At 60.7% G+C, this 21,604-nt stretch carries 16 protein-coding genes; 13 read left to right on the top strand and 3 right to left on the bottom strand.

Features of this window, described 5'->3' with window-relative positions; translation table 11 throughout:
• The first annotated feature begins 24 nt into the window (after window positions 1-24).
• The 4 genes from FYJ85_RS12075 to FYJ85_RS12060 are packed head-to-tail and all read left to right on the top strand — an operon-like array spanning window position 25 to window position 5,594.
• A complete protein-coding gene (locus tag FYJ85_RS12075) occupies window positions 25-2,373 on the top strand; it encodes a pyruvate formate lyase family protein (protein WP_154418846.1) in 2,349 nt (782 codons plus the stop codon).
• Window positions 2,370-3,371 carry a GntR family transcriptional regulator gene (locus tag FYJ85_RS12070; RefSeq protein WP_206213143.1) on the top strand — a complete coding sequence of 334 codons (1,002 nt, stop codon included), beginning with the start codon at window positions 2,370-2,372 and terminating at the stop codon, window positions 3,369-3,371. Before FYJ85_RS12075 ends, FYJ85_RS12070 begins: the two co-directional genes overlap by 4 nt.
• On the top strand, window positions 3,368-4,264 hold the full coding sequence (locus tag FYJ85_RS12065; RefSeq protein WP_154418844.1) for a radical SAM protein: 897 nt from the start codon (window positions 3,368-3,370) through the stop codon (window positions 4,262-4,264). The genes FYJ85_RS12070 and FYJ85_RS12065 overlap by 4 nt, the downstream gene beginning before the upstream one ends.
• Window positions 4,265-4,268: 4 nt before the next feature.
• Window positions 4,269-5,594, top strand: coding sequence for a sedoheptulokinase (locus tag FYJ85_RS12060; RefSeq protein WP_206213142.1), 1,326 nt, complete (start codon window positions 4,269-4,271; stop codon window positions 5,592-5,594).
• A gap of 26 nt (window positions 5,595-5,620) precedes the next feature.
• Here FYJ85_RS12060 and FYJ85_RS12055 read toward each other — a convergent pair whose 3' ends face one another.
• Window positions 5,621-5,863, bottom strand: coding sequence for an ankyrin repeat domain-containing protein (locus FYJ85_RS12055; RefSeq protein WP_206213141.1), 243 nt, complete (start codon window positions 5,861-5,863; stop codon window positions 5,621-5,623).
• Window positions 5,864-6,304: 441 nt separating this feature from the next.
• Here FYJ85_RS12055 and FYJ85_RS12050 point away from each other — a divergent pair, with 441 nt between their 5' ends.
• The 5 genes from FYJ85_RS12050 to FYJ85_RS12030 are packed head-to-tail and all read left to right on the top strand — an operon-like array spanning window position 6,305 to window position 13,137.
• Entirely contained in the window at window positions 6,305-7,057 is a 753-nt protein-coding gene (locus FYJ85_RS12050) for a prepilin-type N-terminal cleavage/methylation domain-containing protein (RefSeq protein ID WP_154418841.1), read from the top strand.
• Window positions 7,058-7,075: 18 nt separating this feature from the next.
• Window positions 7,076-8,194 carry a GntR family transcriptional regulator gene (locus FYJ85_RS12045; protein WP_154418840.1) on the top strand — a complete coding sequence of 373 codons (1,119 nt, stop codon included), beginning with the start codon at window positions 7,076-7,078 and terminating at the stop codon, window positions 8,192-8,194.
• Window positions 8,191-9,891: a glycosyl hydrolase family 28-related protein gene (locus tag FYJ85_RS12040; RefSeq protein WP_154418839.1), complete on the top strand. Its 1,701-nt coding sequence runs from the start codon at window positions 8,191-8,193 to the stop codon at window positions 9,889-9,891. The genes FYJ85_RS12045 and FYJ85_RS12040 overlap by 4 nt, the downstream gene beginning before the upstream one ends.
• A gap of 8 nt (window positions 9,892-9,899) precedes the next feature.
• The gene (locus FYJ85_RS12035) at window positions 9,900-10,547 is read left to right on the top strand and encodes a hypothetical protein (RefSeq protein WP_154418837.1); all 648 of its coding nucleotides are present in this window, start codon (window positions 9,900-9,902) and stop codon (window positions 10,545-10,547) included.
• A gap of 4 nt (window positions 10,548-10,551) precedes the next feature.
• On the top strand, window positions 10,552-13,137 hold the full coding sequence (locus FYJ85_RS12030; protein ID WP_206213140.1) for a glycoside hydrolase family 71/99 protein: 2,586 nt from the start codon (window positions 10,552-10,554) through the stop codon (window positions 13,135-13,137).
• Window positions 13,138-13,299: 162 nt separating this feature from the next.
• Here the strand turns inward: FYJ85_RS12030 and FYJ85_RS12025 are convergent, their stop codons facing one another.
• Window positions 13,300-14,256 (bottom strand): helix-turn-helix domain-containing protein, encoded by a 957-nt coding sequence (locus FYJ85_RS12025; protein WP_206213139.1) that lies wholly within the window; start codon window positions 14,254-14,256, stop codon window positions 13,300-13,302.
• A gap of 127 nt (window positions 14,257-14,383) precedes the next feature.
• Between FYJ85_RS12025 and FYJ85_RS12020 the strand changes: the two genes are divergently transcribed.
• The 4 genes from FYJ85_RS12020 to FYJ85_RS12005 all read left to right on the top strand — a co-directional run bounded on the left by FYJ85_RS12020 (window position 14,384) and on the right by FYJ85_RS12005 (window position 20,960).
• On the top strand, window positions 14,384-17,419 hold the full coding sequence (locus FYJ85_RS12020) for a glycosyl hydrolase (RefSeq protein WP_206213138.1): 3,036 nt from the start codon (window positions 14,384-14,386) through the stop codon (window positions 17,417-17,419).
• 109 nt (window positions 17,420-17,528) lie between these two features.
• The gene (locus tag FYJ85_RS12015; RefSeq protein ID WP_154418829.1) at window positions 17,529-18,242 is read left to right on the top strand and encodes a glycerophosphodiester phosphodiesterase; all 714 of its coding nucleotides are present in this window, start codon (window positions 17,529-17,531) and stop codon (window positions 18,240-18,242) included.
• 108 nt (window positions 18,243-18,350) lie between these two features.
• A complete protein-coding gene (locus FYJ85_RS12010) occupies window positions 18,351-19,484 on the top strand; it encodes a glycoside hydrolase family 99-like domain-containing protein (protein WP_154418827.1) in 1,134 nt (377 codons plus the stop codon).
• Between the two features lie 114 nt (window positions 19,485-19,598).
• Window positions 19,599-20,960: a cation:proton antiporter gene (locus tag FYJ85_RS12005; protein WP_106053509.1), complete on the top strand. Its 1,362-nt coding sequence runs from the start codon at window positions 19,599-19,601 to the stop codon at window positions 20,958-20,960.
• 70 nt (window positions 20,961-21,030) lie between these two features.
• Here FYJ85_RS12005 and FYJ85_RS12000 read toward each other — a convergent pair whose 3' ends face one another.
• Window positions 21,031-21,537, bottom strand: coding sequence for a CehA/McbA family metallohydrolase domain-containing protein (locus tag FYJ85_RS12000; RefSeq protein ID WP_154418825.1), 507 nt, complete (start codon window positions 21,535-21,537; stop codon window positions 21,031-21,033).
• Window positions 21,538-21,604: the final 67 nt, after the last annotated feature.

Genomic DNA, 21,604 nt, shown 5'->3' with positions numbered 1-21,604 from the left:
CCTTTCATAACGGAAAGAGAAAAAATGAATACGGCGGATGCGATTCTGAAGGATGGACTCCGGAAGCTCGTCGACGGCAAGCGGCGGCAGCTCCGGGTGGACGGCTGGTTTTACCTGCAGGAACTCAGGATGCGCGAGCGCGAGACGATGCGGCGCGGCGGAACCGATCCGGACGATCCGGCTGCTGCCGGCGAACTGCTCTGCCGCCTTGCGGAGAAGATGACGCTGTCGATCCCGGAAGGCAGCGCTCTCGCCGGAACGCAGGACGACGCCTTTTCGCCGAGCTACGCGCTGATCAACCCCGCGTTCCGGGTCCAGTCGTTCGCGGGCTACTGCGACCCGCTGGCGATCTACGACGACCTCGAGCCGACGCCGGAGCTTCCGCCGGAGCGGATCGAGGCGGTGCGCGGTTACTACCGCGAAACGCCGTTCGTCCGCGACCTCAAAGCCGTATACGGCAGGTTCGAGACGCTGACTTCCGAAGTCGCCTTCTTCATGGAGCCGGTGACCGGGCACATGATCCCGGATATGCGGCCGATCCTCTCCGACGGGCTCGAAGCGTTCCTGAAACGCGGCACGCCGGGCGGCTATGCGCCGGTCATGCGCCGGGCCGGAGAAGCCGTGCTGATCCTGGCCCGGCGTTATGCCGGACTCGCCGAAACGCTTGCCGTGCAGCGCGCCGCCGATCCGGACGAGGCGGCCCGGCTCGGCCGGATTGCGGAACTCTGCCGCCGCGTGCCGCGATACGGGGCCCGGAATCTGCACGAGGCGCTGCAGAGTTATCTGCTACTCTGGCAGGTCATGTGCCTCGAACAGGCGCCGAACCCGTACGCATTCTCGGCCGGCAACCTCGACCGCGTCTTCGCGCTGTATCTCGGGGAAACGCCGTTCGAAGAGGCGGTTGCGCTCTTCGAACACCTGCTCGCATTCTACATGGTCGGCGCGCGCGGCTGGGCCATCTCGCAGAATATCCTGCTCGGCGGGCGCGATATGGACGGGAACGACCTCACGAACGCCATGACCGGCGTAATCCTCGAAGCGTTCCGCCGCTCGAACCTGCCGCAGCCCGCACTGTCGGTCAAAATTCACCGCGGCACACCCGACTCCCTCTATCGCGCCATGGGAAAATTCTTCTTCATACCGGGTCACTCGACGCCGTCGCTCTTCAACGACGACATGATGTTCGAGCTGCTGGCCGCGAAGGGAATCGCGCCGGAAGACATCCCGGACTGGGCCGTGGCCGGCTGTCAGGAACCGCTCATCATGGGCAGGGAAAACGGCAACACGACGAACAGCTGGCTGAACCTCGGCAAGGTGCTCGAACTCGCGTTGAACGACGGCCGTTCGCTGCTGACCGGCCGGAAAATCGGCCTCTCCGCCGCCGAACTCGGCTATACGTCGCCGGAGGAAGCCGCGCACGACCTGGAAAACGCCTTCTTCCGCCAGCTCGACTTCATCCTGCCGCGCATGGAGGAGGCGGCCAACTGCTGCACCCGCGCCATCGGCAGATGTCCAACCCCGTTCGGTTCGCTGCTTTTCGGGGGACTCGAAAGCGGCCGGGACATGCGCGACGCCGAACACCCCGGCACGCGCTGCAACGGCAGCGGCTGCCTGATCCACGGGCTCAGCGTCGCAGCGGATTCGATCGTCGCGGTGAAGCATTTTCTCGCCGAGGAGCCGGGCGGCTTCGAAACGCTGCTCGCGGCGCTGCGCAGCGACTTCGCCGGCGCGCAGCTCCTCCGCGCCCGGCTGCTCGGCTACCCGAAATACGGCGCCAACCGGCAGGAGCCGGACGAAACCGCCGTGCGGGTCGCGGCGCGGGTCTGCGAAAAGGTCTCGGCATTGCGAAACCCTTCCGGAGCCCCCTTCATGCCGGACTTCTCGACGCCGAGCACGCACCTGCTCTACGGCTGCTGGGTCGGCGCGACGCCGGACGGCCGGAACGCGCGCACCATGCTCGGCTACGGCATCGATCCCCGGCCGGAGGCGGTCTCCGCGGAGCTGACCGACCAGCTGCTTTCGGAACGGAAACTCCCGTTCGGACAGATGACCGGCGGCTACGCCTCGCACATCGGGCTTTCTCCGGCCATATTCGCCGACACGCCCGATGCGGAGGCGAAGGGCATCGCCCTGCGCGACCGGATCGTCCGCCCGCTCTTCTCCGCCGGGAAGGAGGGCGCCGCGCCGTACTACGTCTACTTCAACATCGACAGCGCCGCGCACCTGCGCCGAATTCTGGCTGATCCGGAAAAGCTCGTGCCGTCCGGGATTTACATCATGCGGATTCACGGAACGTTCGTGAACTTCCTCGATCTGTCGCCCGCCATCCAGGAAGATATCGTCCGGCGGCTGGAAAGGAGCGAATGCGCATGAAGGAGCAGGAGCCGAACCGGACTGAGCAGCTCCGGCTCTTCATCGTCGGGGAAATTCTCTCCGGGCAGTTCGAACCCGGCGCGAAGCTGCCGTCTGAACGCGAACTCGCGGAGTCATCCGGCGCGAGCCGGGTGACCGTGCGGCGCGCCTACGATCAGCTCGAAGCGGCCGGAATCATCCTGCGGAACCGGCCGCGCGGCACCCGGGTGGCCGATTCGTTCCGGGCGCACCCGGGTCCGCTCGAAAGCATCGGGCTCATCACGACGCTGCCGCACGACTTCTCGGGCCGGTTCGTCGAGGCGGTCAGCCGCCACGCCCGCGCCGCCGACGCGCTGCTCGTGCTCGGCATCCCGGAGCCGGACACCGGCGGGGAGCAGCTCGCCATCGCGGTCAAGATGGCCGCGCGCGGCGTGAAGGACCTGATCATCTGGGGGGCCGACCGGTCGTTCGATTTCCGCGTCTTCGAACGCCTCCGGATTCTCGGCGCGAACATGACCTTCTTCGACCAGGTCGTGCCGGGTCCGTTCGCGGATTACGTCGGGCTCGACAACCGGGCCGCCCTCGAAGCCCTGATCGGACAGGCGGCGGCGGACGGCGCCGCACACTTCCGTTTCCTGACCCGGTCCGACCTCAACGTCGACACGAATGCCGAGCGCGAAGCCGCTTTTCTCGACATCATGCAGAAGATCGGAACCTCCTTCGACATCGTGCGGCTGCCGCGCACCGGCGGCGCGTTACCGCCGTTCCCGGCGGCAGCACCGGCCGCCTGCATCTGCGTCAACGCGCCGCTGCTGCAGAGCGTGTTCCGCGCACCGCTGCCCGGCGTGCGGCTCTACTGCGTGGACCGCCCTCCCTCCGTGCCGGGAACTCCGGTCACAGGCTATCGCCAGCCGATCGACGCCATGGCGCGGGAAGCGGTCGATTCGCTCCGCCGGCAGCGCAAGGGGCGCGAGCCGGGACAAGTCAGACGCTTTGCGGGGGAGCTCGTCACGATATGAGACTCTTCGCACGGGGATGGTCCGACCGCCGGGACGGGCCGGGGCACCGCCGGATCTATTATCTGAAGGGATGCAACCTCGCCTGCCGCTGGTGCGCGTCGCCGGAGAGCATCGCCGGGAGCGGCGAACTCCTGTTCCGCCCCGAACGGGCCGCCGGAGAAACGCTCGGCGGCTTCTGTCCGCACGGAGCAATCGACGGACAAATCCTCGACCGAACCCGGTGCCGCAGCTGCCCCGACACGGCGTGCCGCCGCCTGCGCCACCCGGCGCTCGAGTGGTGCGGCATCGACACGACGCCGGAGGCGCTGGCCGCCGAACTTGCGGCGCTCGCCGGAAACTGGGGGGATTTCGGCGGCGTCACCTTCGGCGGCGGCGAACCGTCGCTTCAGGCCGCCGAGCTCGCGCCTCTGCTCCGCACGCTGCGCCGGAACGGAATCCACACCGCCTTCGAATCGAACGCAGCGACTGCGGCCTTCCCGCTCCTGGTTTCCGAGGCGGATCTCGTCATCGCCGACCTGAAATCCGGCACGGCGGAGACGTTCCGGGCCTGTACCGGCGGCGACTTCGGCACGCTGCTCGCCAATCTCGCCCGCGCGGCGGAAGAGGCCGATGCGCTGCTGCTCCGCATCCCGTTCGTGCCGGGCTGCAATGATGCGCCGGAAGAACGTTCCGCAATGGCCGGAATCCTCGACACGCTGAACCGGAGCCGCCGCAGGGCGAAAGGGGAACCGCTCGCGGTCGAAGTCCTGCCGTTCCACCATTTCGGCGACCCCAAATACCGCGCGCTCGGCAAACCCTGCCCGATGGAAAATGTGCCGCCGCCGTCTCCTGAAACCGTCGCCGGCTTCGAGCGGGAACTCGCCGGAACCGGCCTGCAAATCGAAAGGAACTGACCGGATGATACTCGGAATCGACCTCGGAACCACCAAAACCGCCGCCGTACTGTATGACCCGGCAACACCGGCGGAGAGCCGGGCGGAATCCGCCGTCCACCATGCGGCGCTCCCGGCCGCGCCGGGCCGGGCCGAGCAGGATATGGAGACGCTCGTCGAATCGGTGCGTAAACTCCTGAACCGGTTTTCCGTGGCGAAGCTGGCCGGAGTCGAAGCCGTCGGGCTCACCGGGCAGATGCACTCGATCCTGCTCCGGAACGAAACGGAGTGTTCTCCGGTCATCACCTGGCAGGACCGGCGCGCCTCCGAAGCGGGCGAACTCAAACTCCTCCAAACGGCAAGCGGCCTCCCGCTCGCGGACGGCTTCGGCGGAACCACGCTCGGCTTTCTGCGCCGGAGCGGCGAACTCGCCCGGTGGCGGCACGCCGCGACTCCGGCCGGTTTTCTCGCCATGCGGCTGACCGGGAAAAGCCGCGCCGGAATCGACCCGAGTTTCGCGGCGTCGTGGGGAATTTACGACCGGACCAGCAGCGGCTGGAACCGGGCGGCACTCGCCGCGCTCGGCATCCCGGAACAGCTTCTTCCGGCACCGTGTCCTTTCGGGACTCTGGTCGGCAGGACGGCCGGTTTCGCGCCGCTGCCGGACGGGATTCCGGTGTTCACACCGCTCGGCGACAATCAGGCATCAATCGCCGGAAGCTCCGAAGACCCGGAGCGGGAAGTATTTGTGACCATCGGAACCGGGGCGCAGCTCTCCATCGTGCTGACCGCTGCCGAAGCCGCCGCCGCGCCCGCCGCGCCCGGCGTCGAACTGCGGCCGTATCCGGGGAACCGGCTGCTGGCGGTGACGGCTCCGCTCTGCGGCGGCCGGGCCTGGAGCTGGCTCGGCAAAAGCGTGAACGGTTTTCTCTCCGCGCTCGGACTGCCGCTCTTCCCAGAAAACGAGCTGCTCGACCGGCTCGACGTGCTCGCCTCCGAAGCCGCGCCGGAATCCGGAATCCGGGTTGCCCCCTCCTTCCTCGGGGAACGCTCCACGCCGGAGCGGCGCGGCAGCATCGGCGGAATCACGCTCGACAACTTCACGCTGCCGAACCTCGCCGCCGCCCTTGCCGACGGCATCGTCCGGCAGCTGGCGGAACCGATGCCGCCGGAACTCCTGCGGAGCCGGCGGCGGATTGCCGGCTCCGGCAACGCGCTTCGTCTCTGCGCCTCGCTCCGCGCCCGTCTCGAAGAACAACTTGAACTGCCGCTCGAAATACGCGAAACGAAGGAGGAAGCCGCCGCCGGGGCCGCGAAATACGCACACTCCTGCCTGAAGTCAAAACCCTGAAGTCCGGTAAGACGCAGCAACAGCCGTCATTTCCGGGCGGATGCCTGCGGCGGGGAGACGGCGCGGGAGGCGGAAATCGCCTCCCGGATTTTCTCGCTGCCGGCATGCACAAGGGCATCTTTTCCGAAAACATCCTTCAAAGAGGCGTCCGCCCCGGCGGCCAGCAGCAGCCTGACCAGTTCGAGGTTGCCGCGCTTCGCCGCGTACATCAGTGCGGTCTGCCCGAGAATGTCGCAGGCGTCGATCCGGGTGCCACTGCCCAGTATCAACTCCGCTCCCCTTTTTATCTCTGGAATTGACGGAGGCCCCATGTTTCAGCAACATCAGAAAAATATAACAGCACAGGACTTCTTCAACAAATCAGGCATATTGTCTGTTGTGTGCCAATAAACGATATCATGCCCTTCAATGGGTAAGATCCCATGGCTGACCATGCGGGCATATTGGTTTCACAGCCGTGAATGCCTCGAATTGAGAATCCAGCAACTTCCCGATATTTCAAGCGTAAAAAAAATTCTGAGTTATGGTAAAATCCGTCGAAGAGATCAATTTTGTATTTTTTACGTTTTGACGCTTGACTTTTTCTGAAATTTCATTCATAATTAATAGCAACAAAGGAATAGTCCAATTTAAAAAAAATTAAATAACGCCAATTGGATTGAACCAATTACAATCCGGTAACAGAACTCAATCAGAAGGAGCCGCGAATCATGAAATGTATCGTTGCGCCACGATCCTGCCATTCAGAAAGAAACCAGGGCTGCAGATTTACATTGATCGAATTGCTGGTGGTAATTGCGATAATTGCCATCCTCGCGTCGATACTGCTGCCTGCGCTGAACCAGGCGCGCGCCCGAGCGAATGCAACCGCCTGCCTGAACAATCTCAAGCAGATCGGCCTGGCCGATGCACAATACGTCAACGATTATGACGGGTGGCTCTACGGCCCGGACTTAAACGCACTGGAACCGGGAACTGGAACTATGGAAGGGCCGTGGACGCTGGCGATGATCAATCTGGGGTATTTCCCTCAGCAGCAGGATAATCGAAAATGGATGCTCAGTTGTCCGTCGCTCAATCCATACGGAATCTATCACTCCTCCCGCTCTTATGCCAAGCGCGGAATTGAGGCCGCCTACAACAACAACAAAAACGCATACTGGTTCTATGCCGGCACCTTCCGCTACAAAGCCGCCAATGAAGGCGATCAGGAAAGCGAACTCAACACCGTTCAGAATACCACGGCATCGGAATTCGTAACAACTTTCGACAGTTGTCAGTATACGGGTGATCAGGGTTATACCCAGTATTTCATGGCGGCTTATGACTGCTTCGGACTGAATCACAATCTGCGCGGGAATGTGCTTTTTTACGACGGCCATGCAGAAAGCGGACGGAGAAAATATAAGGTGTTCAATAGCGCCCGTGATCCGAACGGGACTACCATCGAACTTGCAGATTAAAATTCAAGAGGCCGAAGTATGGAATCGATGCTTTCACCTCAATCTTCCGTTGCATTGAAGGCTTCGCTGCGGAAGCATCTGCAGACGCTTGAAGTCGGGACCCGGCTTCCTCCCGAACGCAAACTTGCCGAGCAATATGGCTTCAGTCGTGCTACCATGAGCAAAGTTCTGGCGGAACTTGAGACGGAGGGTCTCGTCACACGGCAGGTCGGCCGTGGAACGTTCGTGATGCCTCGCGATACAGTAGCGATCCCCGCCTTTACGCCGACAGCCCAGCGGGAAGTTCTGCTGGTCTATCCGGATTTCTTCTCCTTTGAAATCTGGAACGTGATCCACCACCTCGAGCGAATCGCAATGCAGCAGGGGTTCCGGCTGAATCACCTCCGGATTCAGCCGGAATCGGAACTCGACTTGCTCTTCAAACTCACAGAACAAAACAGCAACATCCAGGCAGTCATCTTCATCGCCGGTATTCCCCTGCGCCGCTCAATACTCGAACGCCTGAACGGTCTGGGCTTGCCGGTTGTGTTCATCGGCAAAATCGAGCATGTAGAACTCTACCGGAATTGTCACAGCGTGTACGCCAACCACTTTCTCGCCGGTTACGAGAAACTCGAAATATTATTGCGCAACGGACATCGCCGTATCGGACTCGTCAACAACGAACCGCCAACCCTCGCCTTTCAGGAGAACGTCCGGGGACTGAAGGAAGCCGCGCGCAACTACAAACTGCCGTGGCGCACGATCATCCAGCCGGACAGCAAAATCGAATACTGGCAGGACTCCATGGAAAGCGGCTATGTCCAGACCCTAGAAGTCATGCGGAGAAATCCTCGTCTGACGGCGCTTGTGGTCGACACGACTTCCGGTGCAATCGGCACACTGCGCGCACTTTACGAACTGAATCTGCACTGCCCTGACGATGTCAGCATCGTGACCGCCCTCGCTCATGCCGGAATCGAATGTTACACCTGCCCAAAGCTCACAACCCTCATTACCCCGGTGGACCAATTGTGCCGGACCGTGACGGAAATCATTTATGAGGGGGGCGCCCCGACCCTGCGGGAATACCGAATCGATCCGGTGCTGATCGAACGTGAAAGTATCCGCAATCTCAATGGAAAGGATGTTTCATGAATCCGATCCACTTGATTCTTCCTGCCGTTTTTGCGATGATCGGCATGCAGCTTTCCGCCGCCATCCCCGACGGAACCTTTCCCTGGTATACCCTTCAGGCCGAGGACGGTACAACCAACGCCAAAGTGATCGGCCCCTCTCGAAAAGCCGGAACCTTCGCTTCGGAATGTGTCGGACGTCGCGGCGTAAAACTGAACCGGACGGAAGATTATGTCGAATTCACTGTGCCGGCGCAGACAAATGCCATCGTAATCCGCTACGCAATTCCGGACGCGCCCGGCGGCGGCGGGATCGAATGCACGTTGAGTCTGTATGTCGACGGCAAACACCGCCGGGATCTTTCGTTGACCAGTCGCCATGCCTGGCTCTACGGCAGGGAGTCCGAACCAGTCAACGACCCGGCCGCACTCAAATTCCCCGGCGGAACTTCGTTTCACTTCTTCGACGAAACCCGCGCCCTGGTCGGCGAAATTCCGGCCGGAGCAAAGATACGGCTCCAGAAGGATTCAGAAGACACGGCGCTCTTCTACATCATCGATCTGATTGAATTGGAACAAGTCCCCCCCCCGCTTCCTCAGCCCGCAGGATCACTCTCAGTTCACGACTTCGGTGCAATAGGAGATGGCATACAGGACGATACGGAAGCATTCCAGCGCGCGCTGACCCAGGCGGAAACGACGGGAAAAACTCTTTATCTGCCGCCGGGCGAGTTTCGGACAAGCCGGGGGTTTCGGGTCAGATCCGTCATGATTCAAGGAGCCGGGATGTGGTATTCAACCATCCTCAACCGCCGCAGCGACCTTACCGTCAGGAGTCCCGGCATCGGATTCGGTGTGCTCGGAACGAGCGTTTTGCGGGATTTTTCGATTTTCGGCGACGGCACCTGCCGAAAAGATGAAGAGTTTGCGCTCTGGGGAACCTGGGGGAACGGATCTCTCGTCGAAAATCTCTGGATCGAGAAAACTCAGGTCGGCCTCTGGTCCGGACGTGACAACGAGCCGGTCTCGGAGAATCTAACCGTACGCAACTGTCGATTCCGTAACGTATTCGCAGACGCGGTGAATCTCTGTGCCGGAACTCGGAATGCCGTGGTCGAAAATTGTCATGCTCGGGGAACCGGAGACGATGCCTTTGCAATCTGGTCCGCACCGCACGGTCTCGGCCCCTGCACTGGAAACGTCTACCGCAACTGTATGGCGGAAGCGCCGTGGCGCGCCCGCTGCTTCGCGATCTTCGGAGGTGTCGATAACCGGATCGAAAACTGCCTCGGACGCGACACTCTGACTGACAGCGGCCTCAATCTCTCTTCACAGTTCGATGCCTGGCCTTTTGGTGGAACAACCGTTGTGAAAAACCTGCTTCTTGAGCGGTGCGGCGGCTGGTTCTGGGGCAATCGCCCCTACGGTGGAATTTTCTTTCAGGCGGCCAAACGGGACATCTCCGGTACGATCCTCCTCGAGGATGTCACTGTACGGGACAGTTCGGCGGCCGGAATCTCCATCAGCAATGGCGAAAGCCGTCTTCAGAACATCATACTGCGGAATGTCCAGTTTGATGGTGTCGGCGACTTTGGTATAGACGTATTTCCACAGGCTGTCGGCGAAATCCTGCTGGAAAACTGTTCCTTCGAGTTAAAGGGAGGTGCGCCGCTGCGTCAGCGTTCTCCTCAAACGTTTCAAATCCAAAACCGGAAGTGAGACATCCTATGGATAACCGCAACCGCGCGGGACAGCTGACCCGCGAATCTTTCAACTTCCCCAGACTCAGACCTTGGGCCCAGGAAAGCTGCGCTCCATTCCATCCGATCCGGTGCCGTATATTCCATGGCAATGTTCTCCTCGGGCTGCATGCACCCGCCGCAGGAAAACCGACGATCTATCCGGAAACCACAGGCGAAAACCTGAATCTCGTCAATACGCCAGCGTATCGCGTCCGAAACCTGGACAGCCAGTTGCAGAAATCATTGCAGAGTCTGCTCGGCTCCGAACCTCCCGTATCCGGTGGAACAATGAGCGGGAACGGTATAAAATTCCTCGGCGAACGCCGCACTGAAGGAAATGCCGGAATCCGCCTCCCCAGCGAAGTGGAGCAACTGCGGAACGGCCCAATCTCTCCGGACGGCAGAACACATTGCAACGATAACCAACCGCACCGGCGGTTTCCCGCCGGCAGACTCTTAATTTCCATCGAACACGGAAACGGGCGCCCCATTGAGCACGGCGCCTGCTCAGACGAAACAATCAAACAGACGGCCACCGCGTTCCCAGCCTATCCCTACGGGCCCGAACGGCTCACTTCCACCCAGGACACGACCATAAACAATGATCAGTTTTTCTTTAAAGAAAGGTTATGAATTCATGAATCGAATTTCCGCATTCCGAACCGCCGTCTGCCTGACGGCCGCCCTCACTCTCTGGCTGCCGCATACCGATGCCGCCCCGTTGCCGGGGTTATCCAAGAAATCCTACGGCGCGTTGAAAGATATCCCGGTGTTCATTCAGGAGTGGCACTTCTGGTGGGGATTCCCCTATCCTGACCGGCAACAGACTTTCTCCCACATGGACAGTACTCTGACATCGGAAAAGGAGCCGTGGCGGCTATTCTGGAACCGCAACGGCTATCCGTTCCCCGGTCCTTACGACTCCGCGAATCCCGACATCATGCGCTGGCAGATCCGTTGCATGAAGGCCGCCGGCTTCGAGACCGTCGCCGCGATGCTCCACCCGGAATGGAGTGTCGGAATTGACTATATCCAGGAAGAGAATTCGAATCTGGTCCGGACTGCTCTCGATATCGCGGCAGAAGAAAAGTTCCCGATCTTCTTCATGGATGAAGTCGCCTTCCGCAACGGTTCTCCGGCCCAGAAACCGGAGGTGATGGTTCAACGCTTCGTCCGCTTTCTGAAACTTTACGGGAAACATCCCGGATTTTACCGGATCGACGGAATGCCGGTCATCTACTTCCAGACCTTCGGCATGGATATCACACCGGAAGAGCTTGAAAAAGTGTTCGACCGAGTGGAGGAACAGGCCGGCCCTGTTCACTGGATGATCTTCGGCGACGTTGCCCGATTCGGCCATCTGGCCAAACTCCGAAGTATCGTCTGCGGCGCGAGTCTGCACCGAAAGAACGTCACAACCCGGAAGTGGCAACTGGATTATCAGGATCCTGCCCCGATCTTCGCTGCCGCCCGGAAATTCGGCAAAAAAATCGCCGATATGCAGTACGTGAAGTTCGACGGCACCAGCCAGCCACTGCGTCAACCCGGAGTACTTGCCTATGGACTCGGTGGCAGGCGACTCGAAAAAACAATGCTCCAATCGTTCCGATTCAACCCGGACTTCCTGATGGTGAGTTCGTGGAACGACTGGGAGGAAGGAACCACCATGGAACCCGGCTGGGATTTCGACGGCTTCACGAACGATCCCTATCTCTACTGCCGGGTCATCGCCCATCTGAAAGGAAGGGATTTCACACCGCCGCCGCCTCCGCCGAAGACGAGCGTCCACCCGACAATCCACGAAAAACTTGGCTATGGCGACGGCGCCGGCCCTCTCATCGAGGCGGTCGATCGCGGACACACCCGCGGCGGCACGCTGACTGTCACCGTCCGTGATACGGTCTCGGAAGTGACCGGGCTGGAAGTTGTCTGGGAAGGCGATCTCTACTGGAAAGCACCGCAAACCGAAAACGCCCGCGCCACAGGAAATCTGACCATCGCCTCAGGCCGTCCCGGAAAATCCAGACAGTTACGCAACGTATTCAATTTTACGCCTGGACGAGCCGTAGACGCCGGTAATACGGCCCTCACGTTCCACGCGCCGGAACTGAAAACGCTCGAGGATAACTTCCACCTCGGCGTCGCAATGGCGTTCCGGCCCGAACAGCCGTTCGGAAAGCTCCTCGTGACCCTCCCGAACAAAACCGCCGTGAAGCGGCTCGAACCGAAGGGAGCCACGGAAGAAAACTACATCCTCAACTTTACCGCACACGCCCGGAGCGATCAGTTCCCGAAAGAACTCTGGGACGGCTGGCGAACCGTCGTCGGCGCGAATCCCCGCCCCGTCGATTTCAACAAGGGAGCATTGATACTGAAGGCGCCGGGACAATACCTCGGACAAATCTCCATTCTCGGAGAGCCGAAGGAGGAACGAATTCTGCATGATGGAGTTCCAGTTCCCGGTTCTGACGGGAGACACAAGAGATTCCACATCGTCGTCCCGGATGAGATTCTCGACCAGCCGGGCGCAAGCTTCGTCTGGCTTCGGGCCCTTGATGCGGCTGGAAACTGGGGCAGCCCCGTGCTGTATGCGTTTCCGAACTATGAGGTGTTCGTTCGAAACACCCCGGACGAGGAATTGAAACCGCTGAAAATTCCCGGCGCACTTCTCGCCTCTAATCCAGCCTCATCCGAGGGTTGGAAAGGGGATCTGAAAGTTGATCAAGATACATCATTCGGTACGATCTTCCTGATCGGCAACGGCATGGCCGAAAAGAATCTCTCCCGTCCGCTCACTGGAAGTTTCGAACTCTCGTTCGAGGCACTCCATCTGGAGTATCAGCGGCTGCTTCTCATCGGATTACTCGATAACGACTCCCGAAACGGACTCATCACGGCTTGGGATTCCGCCGCAGCGGACGCTCTCGACGGAAACGGCCTGGCTGGAATCCGCCTTATGCGCGAGGAAGCCCCCGTCACTTGGGGAAAAACCGGTGTCATCCTCGACCAGAACAATGCCGGACGTCCAGCCGTCGGCACGAAAAAAATGGCGAAGTTCGTACTGAGCTACGATGAGGCCACACATCGCGCCGTCCTGACGGTTGACGGCAGGAAAGTTGCCGAAACCACACTGAAAGAGCCGCTCGGAACGCTCTCGAAAATATATGTCCGCGGAAACGACACCCAACTGTTGAACAATTTCGTCGTACTCCCGCGCAAATGACGGTTAGGTCTGACTTCGAACCGCGAACCGAAGCGGGAACGACAAATCCCGCCCCGGTTCAATTCGCCGGAGAGTGCGGTCCTCATCACGTTTTCCGGCAAACAACTCCTGCGAAATACGTTGTTCACAATCAACAAATATATGATAATCAAACAGATCAAGTCATTTTTTGCCCCAAGCAACGGCTGCGGCTGCTTTTCCGCCGCTTTCCCGGAATTCGCGCGGAGACATTCCGGCGAAATTCCGGAAACGGCGGGAGAAATAGTTGCTGTCTGCAAAACCGGTCGCTGCTGCGACCTCCGAAATCGGCAGCCGGGTGTTCAGCAGAAGCGCCCGCGCATGCCTGAGCCGGACCCGGTTCAGGCAGTTGACCGGCGATTCGCCGGTTCCCTTCCGAAACAGGCGGTAGAGCGTAACTTCGGAGACCGCGGCCTGTTTCGCCATCTCCGGCAGCGTCAGCGGCCGCATGTAATTCTGCTCGAGAAAACCGAGCAGCCGTCCGAGCCGGAACAGATCCGAACACGCTTCCCCCACGGAAACCCCGGAAAAGTAATCGGCCAGCAGACTGACGATCCCCATGAAAATCCCGAGCGCCCGGAAGCGGTGTCCCGGCTTTGCCTCCGCCAGCGCGTTTTCCAGCCGGTCGATCTCGCCTCTGACCCGGTCGAGGGTCTCCCGGTCAAGCTTCAGATGGCGGTAAGCGCCCCCGGGCAGGACATGTTCCGGTTCAAGGACAAACAGCGCCTGGTAGCCGGGAGATCTCTCAAGGTCGCAGAGCGGCAGCAGTTCCGGCGCGTACACGAGATTCACGAGCGAAAAATCGGCGACCGCCTCGTAGGAGTGGGCCGTGCCGGGACGGATCAGGAAAACGTCGCCGGCCGCAATCCCGCAACTCCCGGCCGGAGTCACGTGCATGCAGGAGCCGGAAGTCACGATCACCAGCTCGAAAAAATCATGCTTGTGCATGCCGCGGCTCCGGCGGTGATCGTAGCGGATGACCCGCAGCGGAAAGCCGTCTGTCCAGAGCGAGCGCCCGGTTCGACACGGAATTTCCGCACCGGCTCCCGAAGCGGCAACCGTTTTATGTTCGGCGCAATCCATCTGCCTATCCACTCCCATGCACATTTCCGGAAACCATTCGTTTTCGCGGTTTGAAATAATTGTACTCCTTTTTGAAAGAAAATTCAAGGAGATTCCTCCCGTTCCGGCTATATTGATCAGCAAAACAATCACAGGAGACTCCTCGATGACGGAAAATTTTGCCGAACAATTCGCCGCGCCGGGCACCGAATACCGCGGGATCCCGTTCTGGAGCTGGAACGGGAAACTCGAACCGGAGAAGCTGCGCCGGCAGATCCGCAGCTTCCGGGAACTCGGATTCGGAGGATTTTTCATGCACTCCCGGGTCGGCCTCAAAACCCCGTATCTCGGAAAAGAGTGGTTCGACTGCATCCGCGCTTCGATCGACGAGGCGAAAAAGCAGTCGCTGACTCCATACCTCTATGACGAGGACCGATGGGCCTCCGGAGCGGCGGGCGGTTTCGTAACCCGCGACCCGCGGTACCGGGCCTGGATTCTCTACTTGCGCATCCACTCCGGAACGGCACACCCGAACAGCTTCGGCTTCTGGAGCGCGCGGCTCAACGGCTCCGCGGCATACGGCCTGCACCGCGGCGCGCCGGCCCCCGGCGAAACCGGATTCGAGCTGTTCGCCGAGGAGGAGCCGTGTTCAGACTGGTTCAACGGCTTCACCTATCTTGACATGCTGAATCCGGAAGCCGTAAAGCGTTTCATCGAAGTCACCTACGAACGTTATTACCGCGAACTCGGAGCGGATTTCGGCAGCACCGTCCCGGCCGTTTTCACCGACGAACCGCACTATTGGCGCTACGGCAACGGCGTGCAGCTGCCGTACCCGGACAGCACGACCGCGGCATGGACTCCGCGCCTGCCGGAACTCTTCCGCGAACGGTTCGGCTACGAACTGGCCGACCACCTGCCGGAGCTCTTCTACGACTGCCCGGACCGGCCGCAGTCGCCGGCCCGCTACCACTACTGGCGGCTGTTGACCGAACTCTTCGTCGATTCGTTCTCAAAGCAGGTCGGCGCATGGTGCGGCCGGCACAACATCGCGCTGACCGGACATCTGCTCTGGGAGGATGCGCCGTCGACCCAGACCCGCTGTGTCGGCGCTTCGATGCGCCACTACCCGCACATGCAGATTCCGGGCATCGACCAGCTGACCGAATATGCGCAGCTGTATGACGCCTGCAAGCAGCTGTCGAGCGCGGCCCGGCAGTTCAACCGCCCGCGCCGCATCAGCGAAATTTACGGCTGCACCGGCTGGGACATGAGCTTCGCCGGCTACAAGGCGATGGGAGACTGGCAGTATGCGCTCGGCGTCAACATGCGCTGTCTGCATCTTTCGTTCTATACGATGGCCGGAGAAGCGAAACGGGATTATCCGGCCTCCTTCTCCCGGCATTCGAGCTTTGCGAAGGTGCTGCGGCATCTCGAAGATTACTTCGCCCGGCTCGGCGTGATCCTGAACCGCGGCAGCGAAGTGCGCGACCTGCTCGTCATCCACCCGGTCGAATCGGCATGGACGCTCATGAACCGCGATTTCACCGCCGCCGCCGCGTTCGACCGGAAGCTGGCACAGCTCCGCAACCGGCTGCTCGACCTCTCGCTGGATTTCGACTACGGCGATGAAGAGCACCTTGCCGCACACGGCTCCATCGACGGCAGCCGCCTCAGGCTCGGCAGCGGCGTTTACAAAGCCGTACTGCTGCCGGAAATGACGACGATCCGGCGGAGCACGATCGATATCCTGAAACGCTTCATCGCCGCCGGAGGAATCGTAAGTTCCTGCGGCGCAGCTCCGAAGCTCATCGACGGCGTCCCCGGCTCAGAGGCCGGGGCGTTCTGGCGCGAACTGCCGGGCGGCATCGCACCCATCGAACCGGCGACACGCCGGATCAGCATCCGGTCGAGAGACGGAAAACGTTTGAAGGGCGTACTTTACCAGCTCCGCGAGTCGGATGAATCCATCGACCTCTTTCTCTGCAACACCGGCTTCTCCGCAGAGGTACCGGACGAGCACCACATCCGCTGCTCCGAACGGAAGCGGGAGATTGATTTCGCTGCGATTGAAGTAGTTACCTCCAGGAGCGGATTCTGGTACGAGCTGATCCCCGAAACAGGTGCGATCCGCAAGCTCACGGCGGAAAAGGTTGCCGGCACCCATCGGTTCACAACATCATTCAAAGCATTGCAAAGCAAAATATTCCGCCTCTCCAAATCCGCCATTCCGGGAGCGGTGGCAGCCGCCCCCTTCTCTATCGCGGCCTCCGTGAAGCTGGAACCCGCCGAATGGCGGATCACACGCGACGAACCGAACGTTCTCGTACTCGACCATGCAACCTGGCAGCTCGGGAACGGCACGCGGCACGAACGCGATTTCATTCTGCGCATCGACGACGCCATCCGACGCGAGCTCGACATCCCGATACGCGGCGGACGAATGGTTCAACCCTGGGCGCGCCGCCCGGAAAAGCCGCTCGGAGCCCCGCTCGAGCTCGAATACGAGATTCAAGTCAACCAACTTCCGGGGAACGACTTGCATCTCGCCATCGAAGAAGCGGAGAGTTGGGAGCTTGAACTCAACGGTTCTCCGCTGCGCCCCCAGACCGACTGCGGATTCTGGATCGATGAATCAATCCGCAAGCGCTTGATTCCGAAAGACAAACTTCATGCCGGACGCAATAATCTGAAACTCCGTCGGGAGTACCGCTCCGACAGCGCCGGACTTGAGTCGATCTACCTGCTCGGAGAGTTCTGCGTCGAAAACGACGCCGTCAGCGCCGTGCGCCATACTCTTCCGGCCGGGGACTGGTGCGGACTGGGATTTCCGTACTACGCCGGAAATATGACATACCGCACCTCCTTTCGCCACAACGGGAAAGGCCGTGTGCGGCTGCTGCTCGGGGAACACGCGTCGACCGCACTGCGCATCCTGCTCAACGGCGAAGAAGCAGGCGTCCTCGGCTGGGAACCTTACGAACTCGAATTGGAGGACCTGCGGACGGGAGAAAACGAACTCGGCATCGAACTTGTCGGTTCGCGCCGGAATGCGCTCGGACCGTTCTTTCTTTCGAATCCGCACCCTTTGCGCTTCGGCGCAAACGAGTTCCGCGAATACGCCCACCCTGAATACCGGAACCTGACCCCGTACGGACTATTCACGCCCCCGATGCTCCTGATGCAATATCCCGGCTCCTGACCGGATCAGGGAAATCACATGAGAAATTCGATTATTTCCGGACGGCCGTTGCTTTTCCCCTTCGTCCGGGATATGTTACAATGAACCTCACACACAGGAGTTTTTTACGATGACCAGATTTCTTTCTCACCGGGGGGAATCCGACGATGCCCCCGAAAACACGCTGTCCGCTTACAAACTCGCCATGGAGCGCGATTCTGACGGCATCGAACTCGATATCCGGCTCACCGCCGACGGCGAAGCTGCATGTGTTCATGACGAGACCATCGAACGCGTTTCCGGCGTGAGACTTGCGGTTTCCGATGCCACGCTGGCCGCATTGCGGCAATACCATCCGGTTCCGTTGCTTTCCGAAGCGCTCGCCGTCCTGAAACCCGGCAAGCAGATGCAGATCGAACTCAAGGGTCCCTGGCCGCAGCTGCAACCGGTCAAAGCGGTCCTCGACCGCCGGGGCGGCGACCGCAAGGGGCTCGCGCTGAGCTCGTTCGATGAGGAAACCATTCGCGCGGCCGCAGACGTCTTCCCGGAGCTGCCGCGGCTGCTGCTCACCGATCTCACACGCCGCTTCGGCCGATTTCCGGCCCCGGAACAGGTCGTCGCCTGCCTGCATTCCCTGCGCTGCACCGGCATAAGTTTCCTGGCGACGGCCGAGGCGGACGCCGCCTTCGTCGAAGCGCTGCACAGGGCCGGGATGCGCGTCGTCTGCTGGGGCGTCAGGTCGGACGAACTCGGCCTCGCCATGGCCCGCATCGGAGTCGACGCAATGACCTGCAACCACGCCGTCGCACTCCGCGCCGAGTATCGGAAACGCATTGCGGGCTGATCCGGCCCGGTTGCCCGTTCCCGCAAATTCCCGCAAACCGGTTGTTTTCCCCGCAGGCCGGTTTTATGTTAATTCGGTGAACCTCAACCAATATGGAGTACTGCATTGATGAGTCCGAAACGTCCCGATGTCGGCTGTTACTATTTTCCGAACTATCACCGCAGCGAACCGCGCAACGCGGCCGTCCACGGCGAAGGCTGGTGCGAATGGGAGCTGGTCAAGGCGATGACGCCGCGTTTCCCGGGCCACCGCCAGCCCAAAGTGCCCGTCCTCGGCTACACCGACGAAGCGGACCCCGCCGTTATGGCGAAGAAGATCGAAGACGCCTCCTCGCACGGCATCGATTACTTCATCTTCGACTATTATTACTACGACGACGGCCCGTTTCTCGAAAACTGCCTGAATGACGGCTTCCTGAGATCCCCGAACGTCGACAAGCTCAAATTCTGCTTCATGTGGGCCAACCATGACTGGCTCGACATCCACCCGAGCCTGCGCCGGAGCCGCCCGCTGCTCTGGCCCGGCAAGGTGACGCCGGAGACATTCCGCCGTCTCTGCCGCCGGACCGTCGACACCTATTTCCGGCATCCGTCCTACTATAAAATCGACGGCGCGCCGTATTTTTCGATCTATCACCTCGAATGCCTGCTCGCCTCGTTCGGCAGCGTCGAGGCGACGGCCGCCGCGCTGCGGGAATTCCGCGACATGACGAAAGCGGCCGGCTTTCCGGACCTGCATCTGAACATGGTCGTCTGGGGCCAGCCGGTCCTGCCGGGAGAACGCGAACTGGCCGACCAGCCGAAAGTCGTCAGGAAGCTCGGCTTCGATTCGGTCACCAGCTATGTCTGGATTCACCATATGCGGCTCGGCGACCGGCCGGAATTCCCGTACCGCAAGGCAATGGAGCTCTATCTCGAACACTGGAAAAACATGTGCGCCTCGTATGATCTGCCGTACTACCCGAACGCGACCGTCGGCTGGGACCCGAGCCCGCGCACGATCCTGAGCGAAAAGTGGACGCCGAGCGGCTATCCGTACACCCCCGTCCTCTCCGGCAATACGCCGGAAGCCTTCGAAACCGCCCTGCGTGAAATCCGCGACGGCGTCGCCCGGACCGGCGTATCGACCTTCAACATCAACTGCTGGAACGAGTGGACCGAAGGCAGCATGCTCGAGCCTGAAGCCGAATACGGCTACGCCTATCTCGAAGCGGTCAAGCGTGTATTCGACCGTGTGCGCTGATCCCGGATCGAGCGCCGCAACCGTTTTTCCCGAAAATCCGGTGCGGCCACTTGAAAAAAAGCACCTCCGGCACTAGTTTATTTTCGATCGATTCATCATTGCCGGAGGTGCCTTTTGAGAAGTGATACGTTCCTGATCCTGTTCATTGTCTTCATCGCCATCATGACCCTCTGGCCGCTTCTGCTGCGCCGTTTCCAGATACCGGGCGTCATCGCGCTGCTGATCGCGGGCATGCTGATCGGGCCGAACTGCCTCGATCTCGTGCGGATGCTGGCCGACACCTTCAGCTTTCTCGGCGGCAAGACCGATGTGGTCGTCCAGAACTTCGACTCGCTGATCAGCTCATTCGGTTCGCTCGGGCTCGTCTTTCTCATGGCGCTGGCCGGAATGGAGGCGGATTTCAAGCTCATCAACTCGGCGCGAAAACCGGTTGCCGCACTCAGCATTCTGACCTTCCTGCTACCGGCCGTCGCCGGATATTATGTCTACAGCTATTTCCGTCCGGACGATTTCCCGGGAAAGCTGCTCTATGCGAGTCTCTTCGCGTCGCACTCGGTCGGCATCGTCTTCCCGGTCATCCGCGAACTCAAGCTCACGAAAACCCGTTTCGGCGCGTCGGTGCTGATTTCGACCGTGATCACCGATATCGCAAGCATCATCCTGCTGGCGGTCAGCGTCCAGATGAAGCGGCAGTCGCTCGGCGTCGCCGCCGCAAACGGGAACCGGACGCTGTCGCTCTTCGACTACGTCGATCCGGCCATGTTCGGGAACTGGTTCACGCCGCTCTTCCTCATCATCGTGCTGGCCTACCTGGCCGTCTCGGTCTACGCGGTCTACAAGCTCGGCAAATTCCTGCTCCGGCTCTTCAAGCCGGGCGAGGACATGCTGATCACGATCCTGCTGCTGGTCATTCTCGGAACCGTGCTCTTCGGGGAATTCCTCGGAGTGAATCTCGTGGTCGGCGCATTCATCGCCGGGCTCGCGCTGTCGCGGCTCGTAAAGGAACACCGCGGTTCAAACGGGCCGCTGATGGAGCGGTTCGAAAGCATCGGCTACGGACTGCTGATCCCGTTCCTCTTCATCTCGATCGGCATGCAGACCGATTTCCGGGCCTTCGGCGACGCCGGAAACTGGCTCATCATCCTGTTCACGGTGATCGGGCTTGTCGGCAGTAAAGTATTTTCCGGCTGGCTGGCGATGCGCGTTTCGGGGTTCAGCGGAACCCAGGGGCTCTGCGCCGGACTCATGACCGTTCCGCAGCTGTCGGCCACGCTGGCCGCCGCAGCAATCGGCAAGGACCTCGGCATGATTGACAACAACTTTTTCAATGCGATCATCATCCTGTCCATCGTGACCACGCTGCCGGTGCCGACGCTGGTCCGGTTCATCATCGCCAGGACGAAGATGAAATTCACCGAAGAAACCGAAGAAGCCTATCCCGTGCCGGATGAAAAGCTGCAGGACGAACTGCTCTGACCGCCCGCGATACTGCCTGCCGAATCGCGGAAGTCGAAGGAGGACGCTCCGTCCTCCTCCGGCACCGCGGCTAAAGATAGAGCGGCATGCTCCAGGCGCAGCAGCCGTTGCGGTCCCGCAGCTGAAGCCGCAGATAGTTTTGCGGATTGCAGCCGCGAAGATCGAAATGAACCTCGGTGACCTCCCTTGCCGGAGATCCGGGTCCTGCTTCATCCGGCACACAGCCGCAAAAGCCGTTTGACTTCGAAGTCATCAGGATCGCTTCGACGCAGGGGGAGAATGCAGCTTCGAAGATGCCGCCTTCGCAGCGGATGCGGTATAGTTCCGGCCCCTGCGAGGAGTAGAACGAACCGGTTCGCAGCGCGTCAAGCAGTGAATCCGGCTCCGAGTTTTCGGCGCAGATGACGGTCCATCCCCGGAACAGGTCGCAGGAGCGGTGCATATCGTCGACCGCGAGCGCGGAACAACGGCACCCGGCATCAAGAAGTTCGTCCCAGATCTGCATGTTGTACGCCTTGCCGATATAGCGCGTGCTTGTATTGTAAACCTCGATGCCGCAGACGCCCTTGAGCGTCATAAGCTCGGCCGCTGTGAAGCCGCACCAGTACGGATGCGCTTCGAAAACGATGCCGCCGGCGGCGTTG

It is taken from the genome of Victivallis lenta (assembly GCF_009695545.1).
Lineage (GTDB): Bacteria > Verrucomicrobiota > Lentisphaeria > Victivallales > Victivallaceae > Victivallis > Victivallis lenta.
The sequence above is the reverse complement of the archived record's forward strand: the minus strand, read 5'-3'. Positions and strand labels throughout refer to the sequence as shown.

Excerpts from the sequence above, each read along its gene's own strand:
- FYJ85_RS12075 (WP_154418846.1), top strand. The coding sequence starts at position 25 with ATGAATACGGCGGATGCGATTCTGAAGGATGGACTCCGGAAGCTCGTC.
- FYJ85_RS12030 (WP_206213140.1), top strand. The coding sequence starts at position 10,552 with ATGAATCGAATTTCCGCATTCCGAACCGCCGTCTGCCTGACGGCCGCC.
- FYJ85_RS12065 (WP_154418844.1), top strand. The coding sequence starts at position 3,368 with ATGAGACTCTTCGCACGGGGATGGTCCGACCGCCGGGACGGGCCGGGG.
- FYJ85_RS12040 (WP_154418839.1), top strand. The coding sequence starts at position 8,191 with ATGAATCCGATCCACTTGATTCTTCCTGCCGTTTTTGCGATGATCGGC.
- FYJ85_RS12010 (WP_154418827.1), top strand. The coding sequence starts at position 18,351 with ATGAGTCCGAAACGTCCCGATGTCGGCTGTTACTATTTTCCGAACTAT.
- FYJ85_RS12000 (WP_154418825.1), bottom strand. The coding sequence starts at position 21,537 with ATGACGCTCAAGGGCGTCTGCGGCATCGAGGTTTACAATACAAGCACG.
- FYJ85_RS12025 (WP_206213139.1), bottom strand. The coding sequence starts at position 14,256 with ATGGGAGTGGATAGGCAGATGGATTGCGCCGAACATAAAACGGTTGCC.
- FYJ85_RS12015 (WP_154418829.1), top strand. The coding sequence starts at position 17,529 with ATGACCAGATTTCTTTCTCACCGGGGGGAATCCGACGATGCCCCCGAA.
- FYJ85_RS12070 (WP_206213143.1), top strand. The coding sequence starts at position 2,370 with ATGAAGGAGCAGGAGCCGAACCGGACTGAGCAGCTCCGGCTCTTCATC.
- FYJ85_RS12035 (WP_154418837.1), top strand. The coding sequence starts at position 9,900 with ATGGATAACCGCAACCGCGCGGGACAGCTGACCCGCGAATCTTTCAAC.
- FYJ85_RS12020 (WP_206213138.1), top strand. The coding sequence starts at position 14,384 with ATGACGGAAAATTTTGCCGAACAATTCGCCGCGCCGGGCACCGAATAC.
- FYJ85_RS12050 (WP_154418841.1), top strand. The coding sequence starts at position 6,305 with ATGAAATGTATCGTTGCGCCACGATCCTGCCATTCAGAAAGAAACCAG.
- FYJ85_RS12060 (WP_206213142.1), top strand. The coding sequence starts at position 4,269 with ATGATACTCGGAATCGACCTCGGAACCACCAAAACCGCCGCCGTACTG.
- FYJ85_RS12045 (WP_154418840.1), top strand. The coding sequence starts at position 7,076 with ATGGAATCGATGCTTTCACCTCAATCTTCCGTTGCATTGAAGGCTTCG.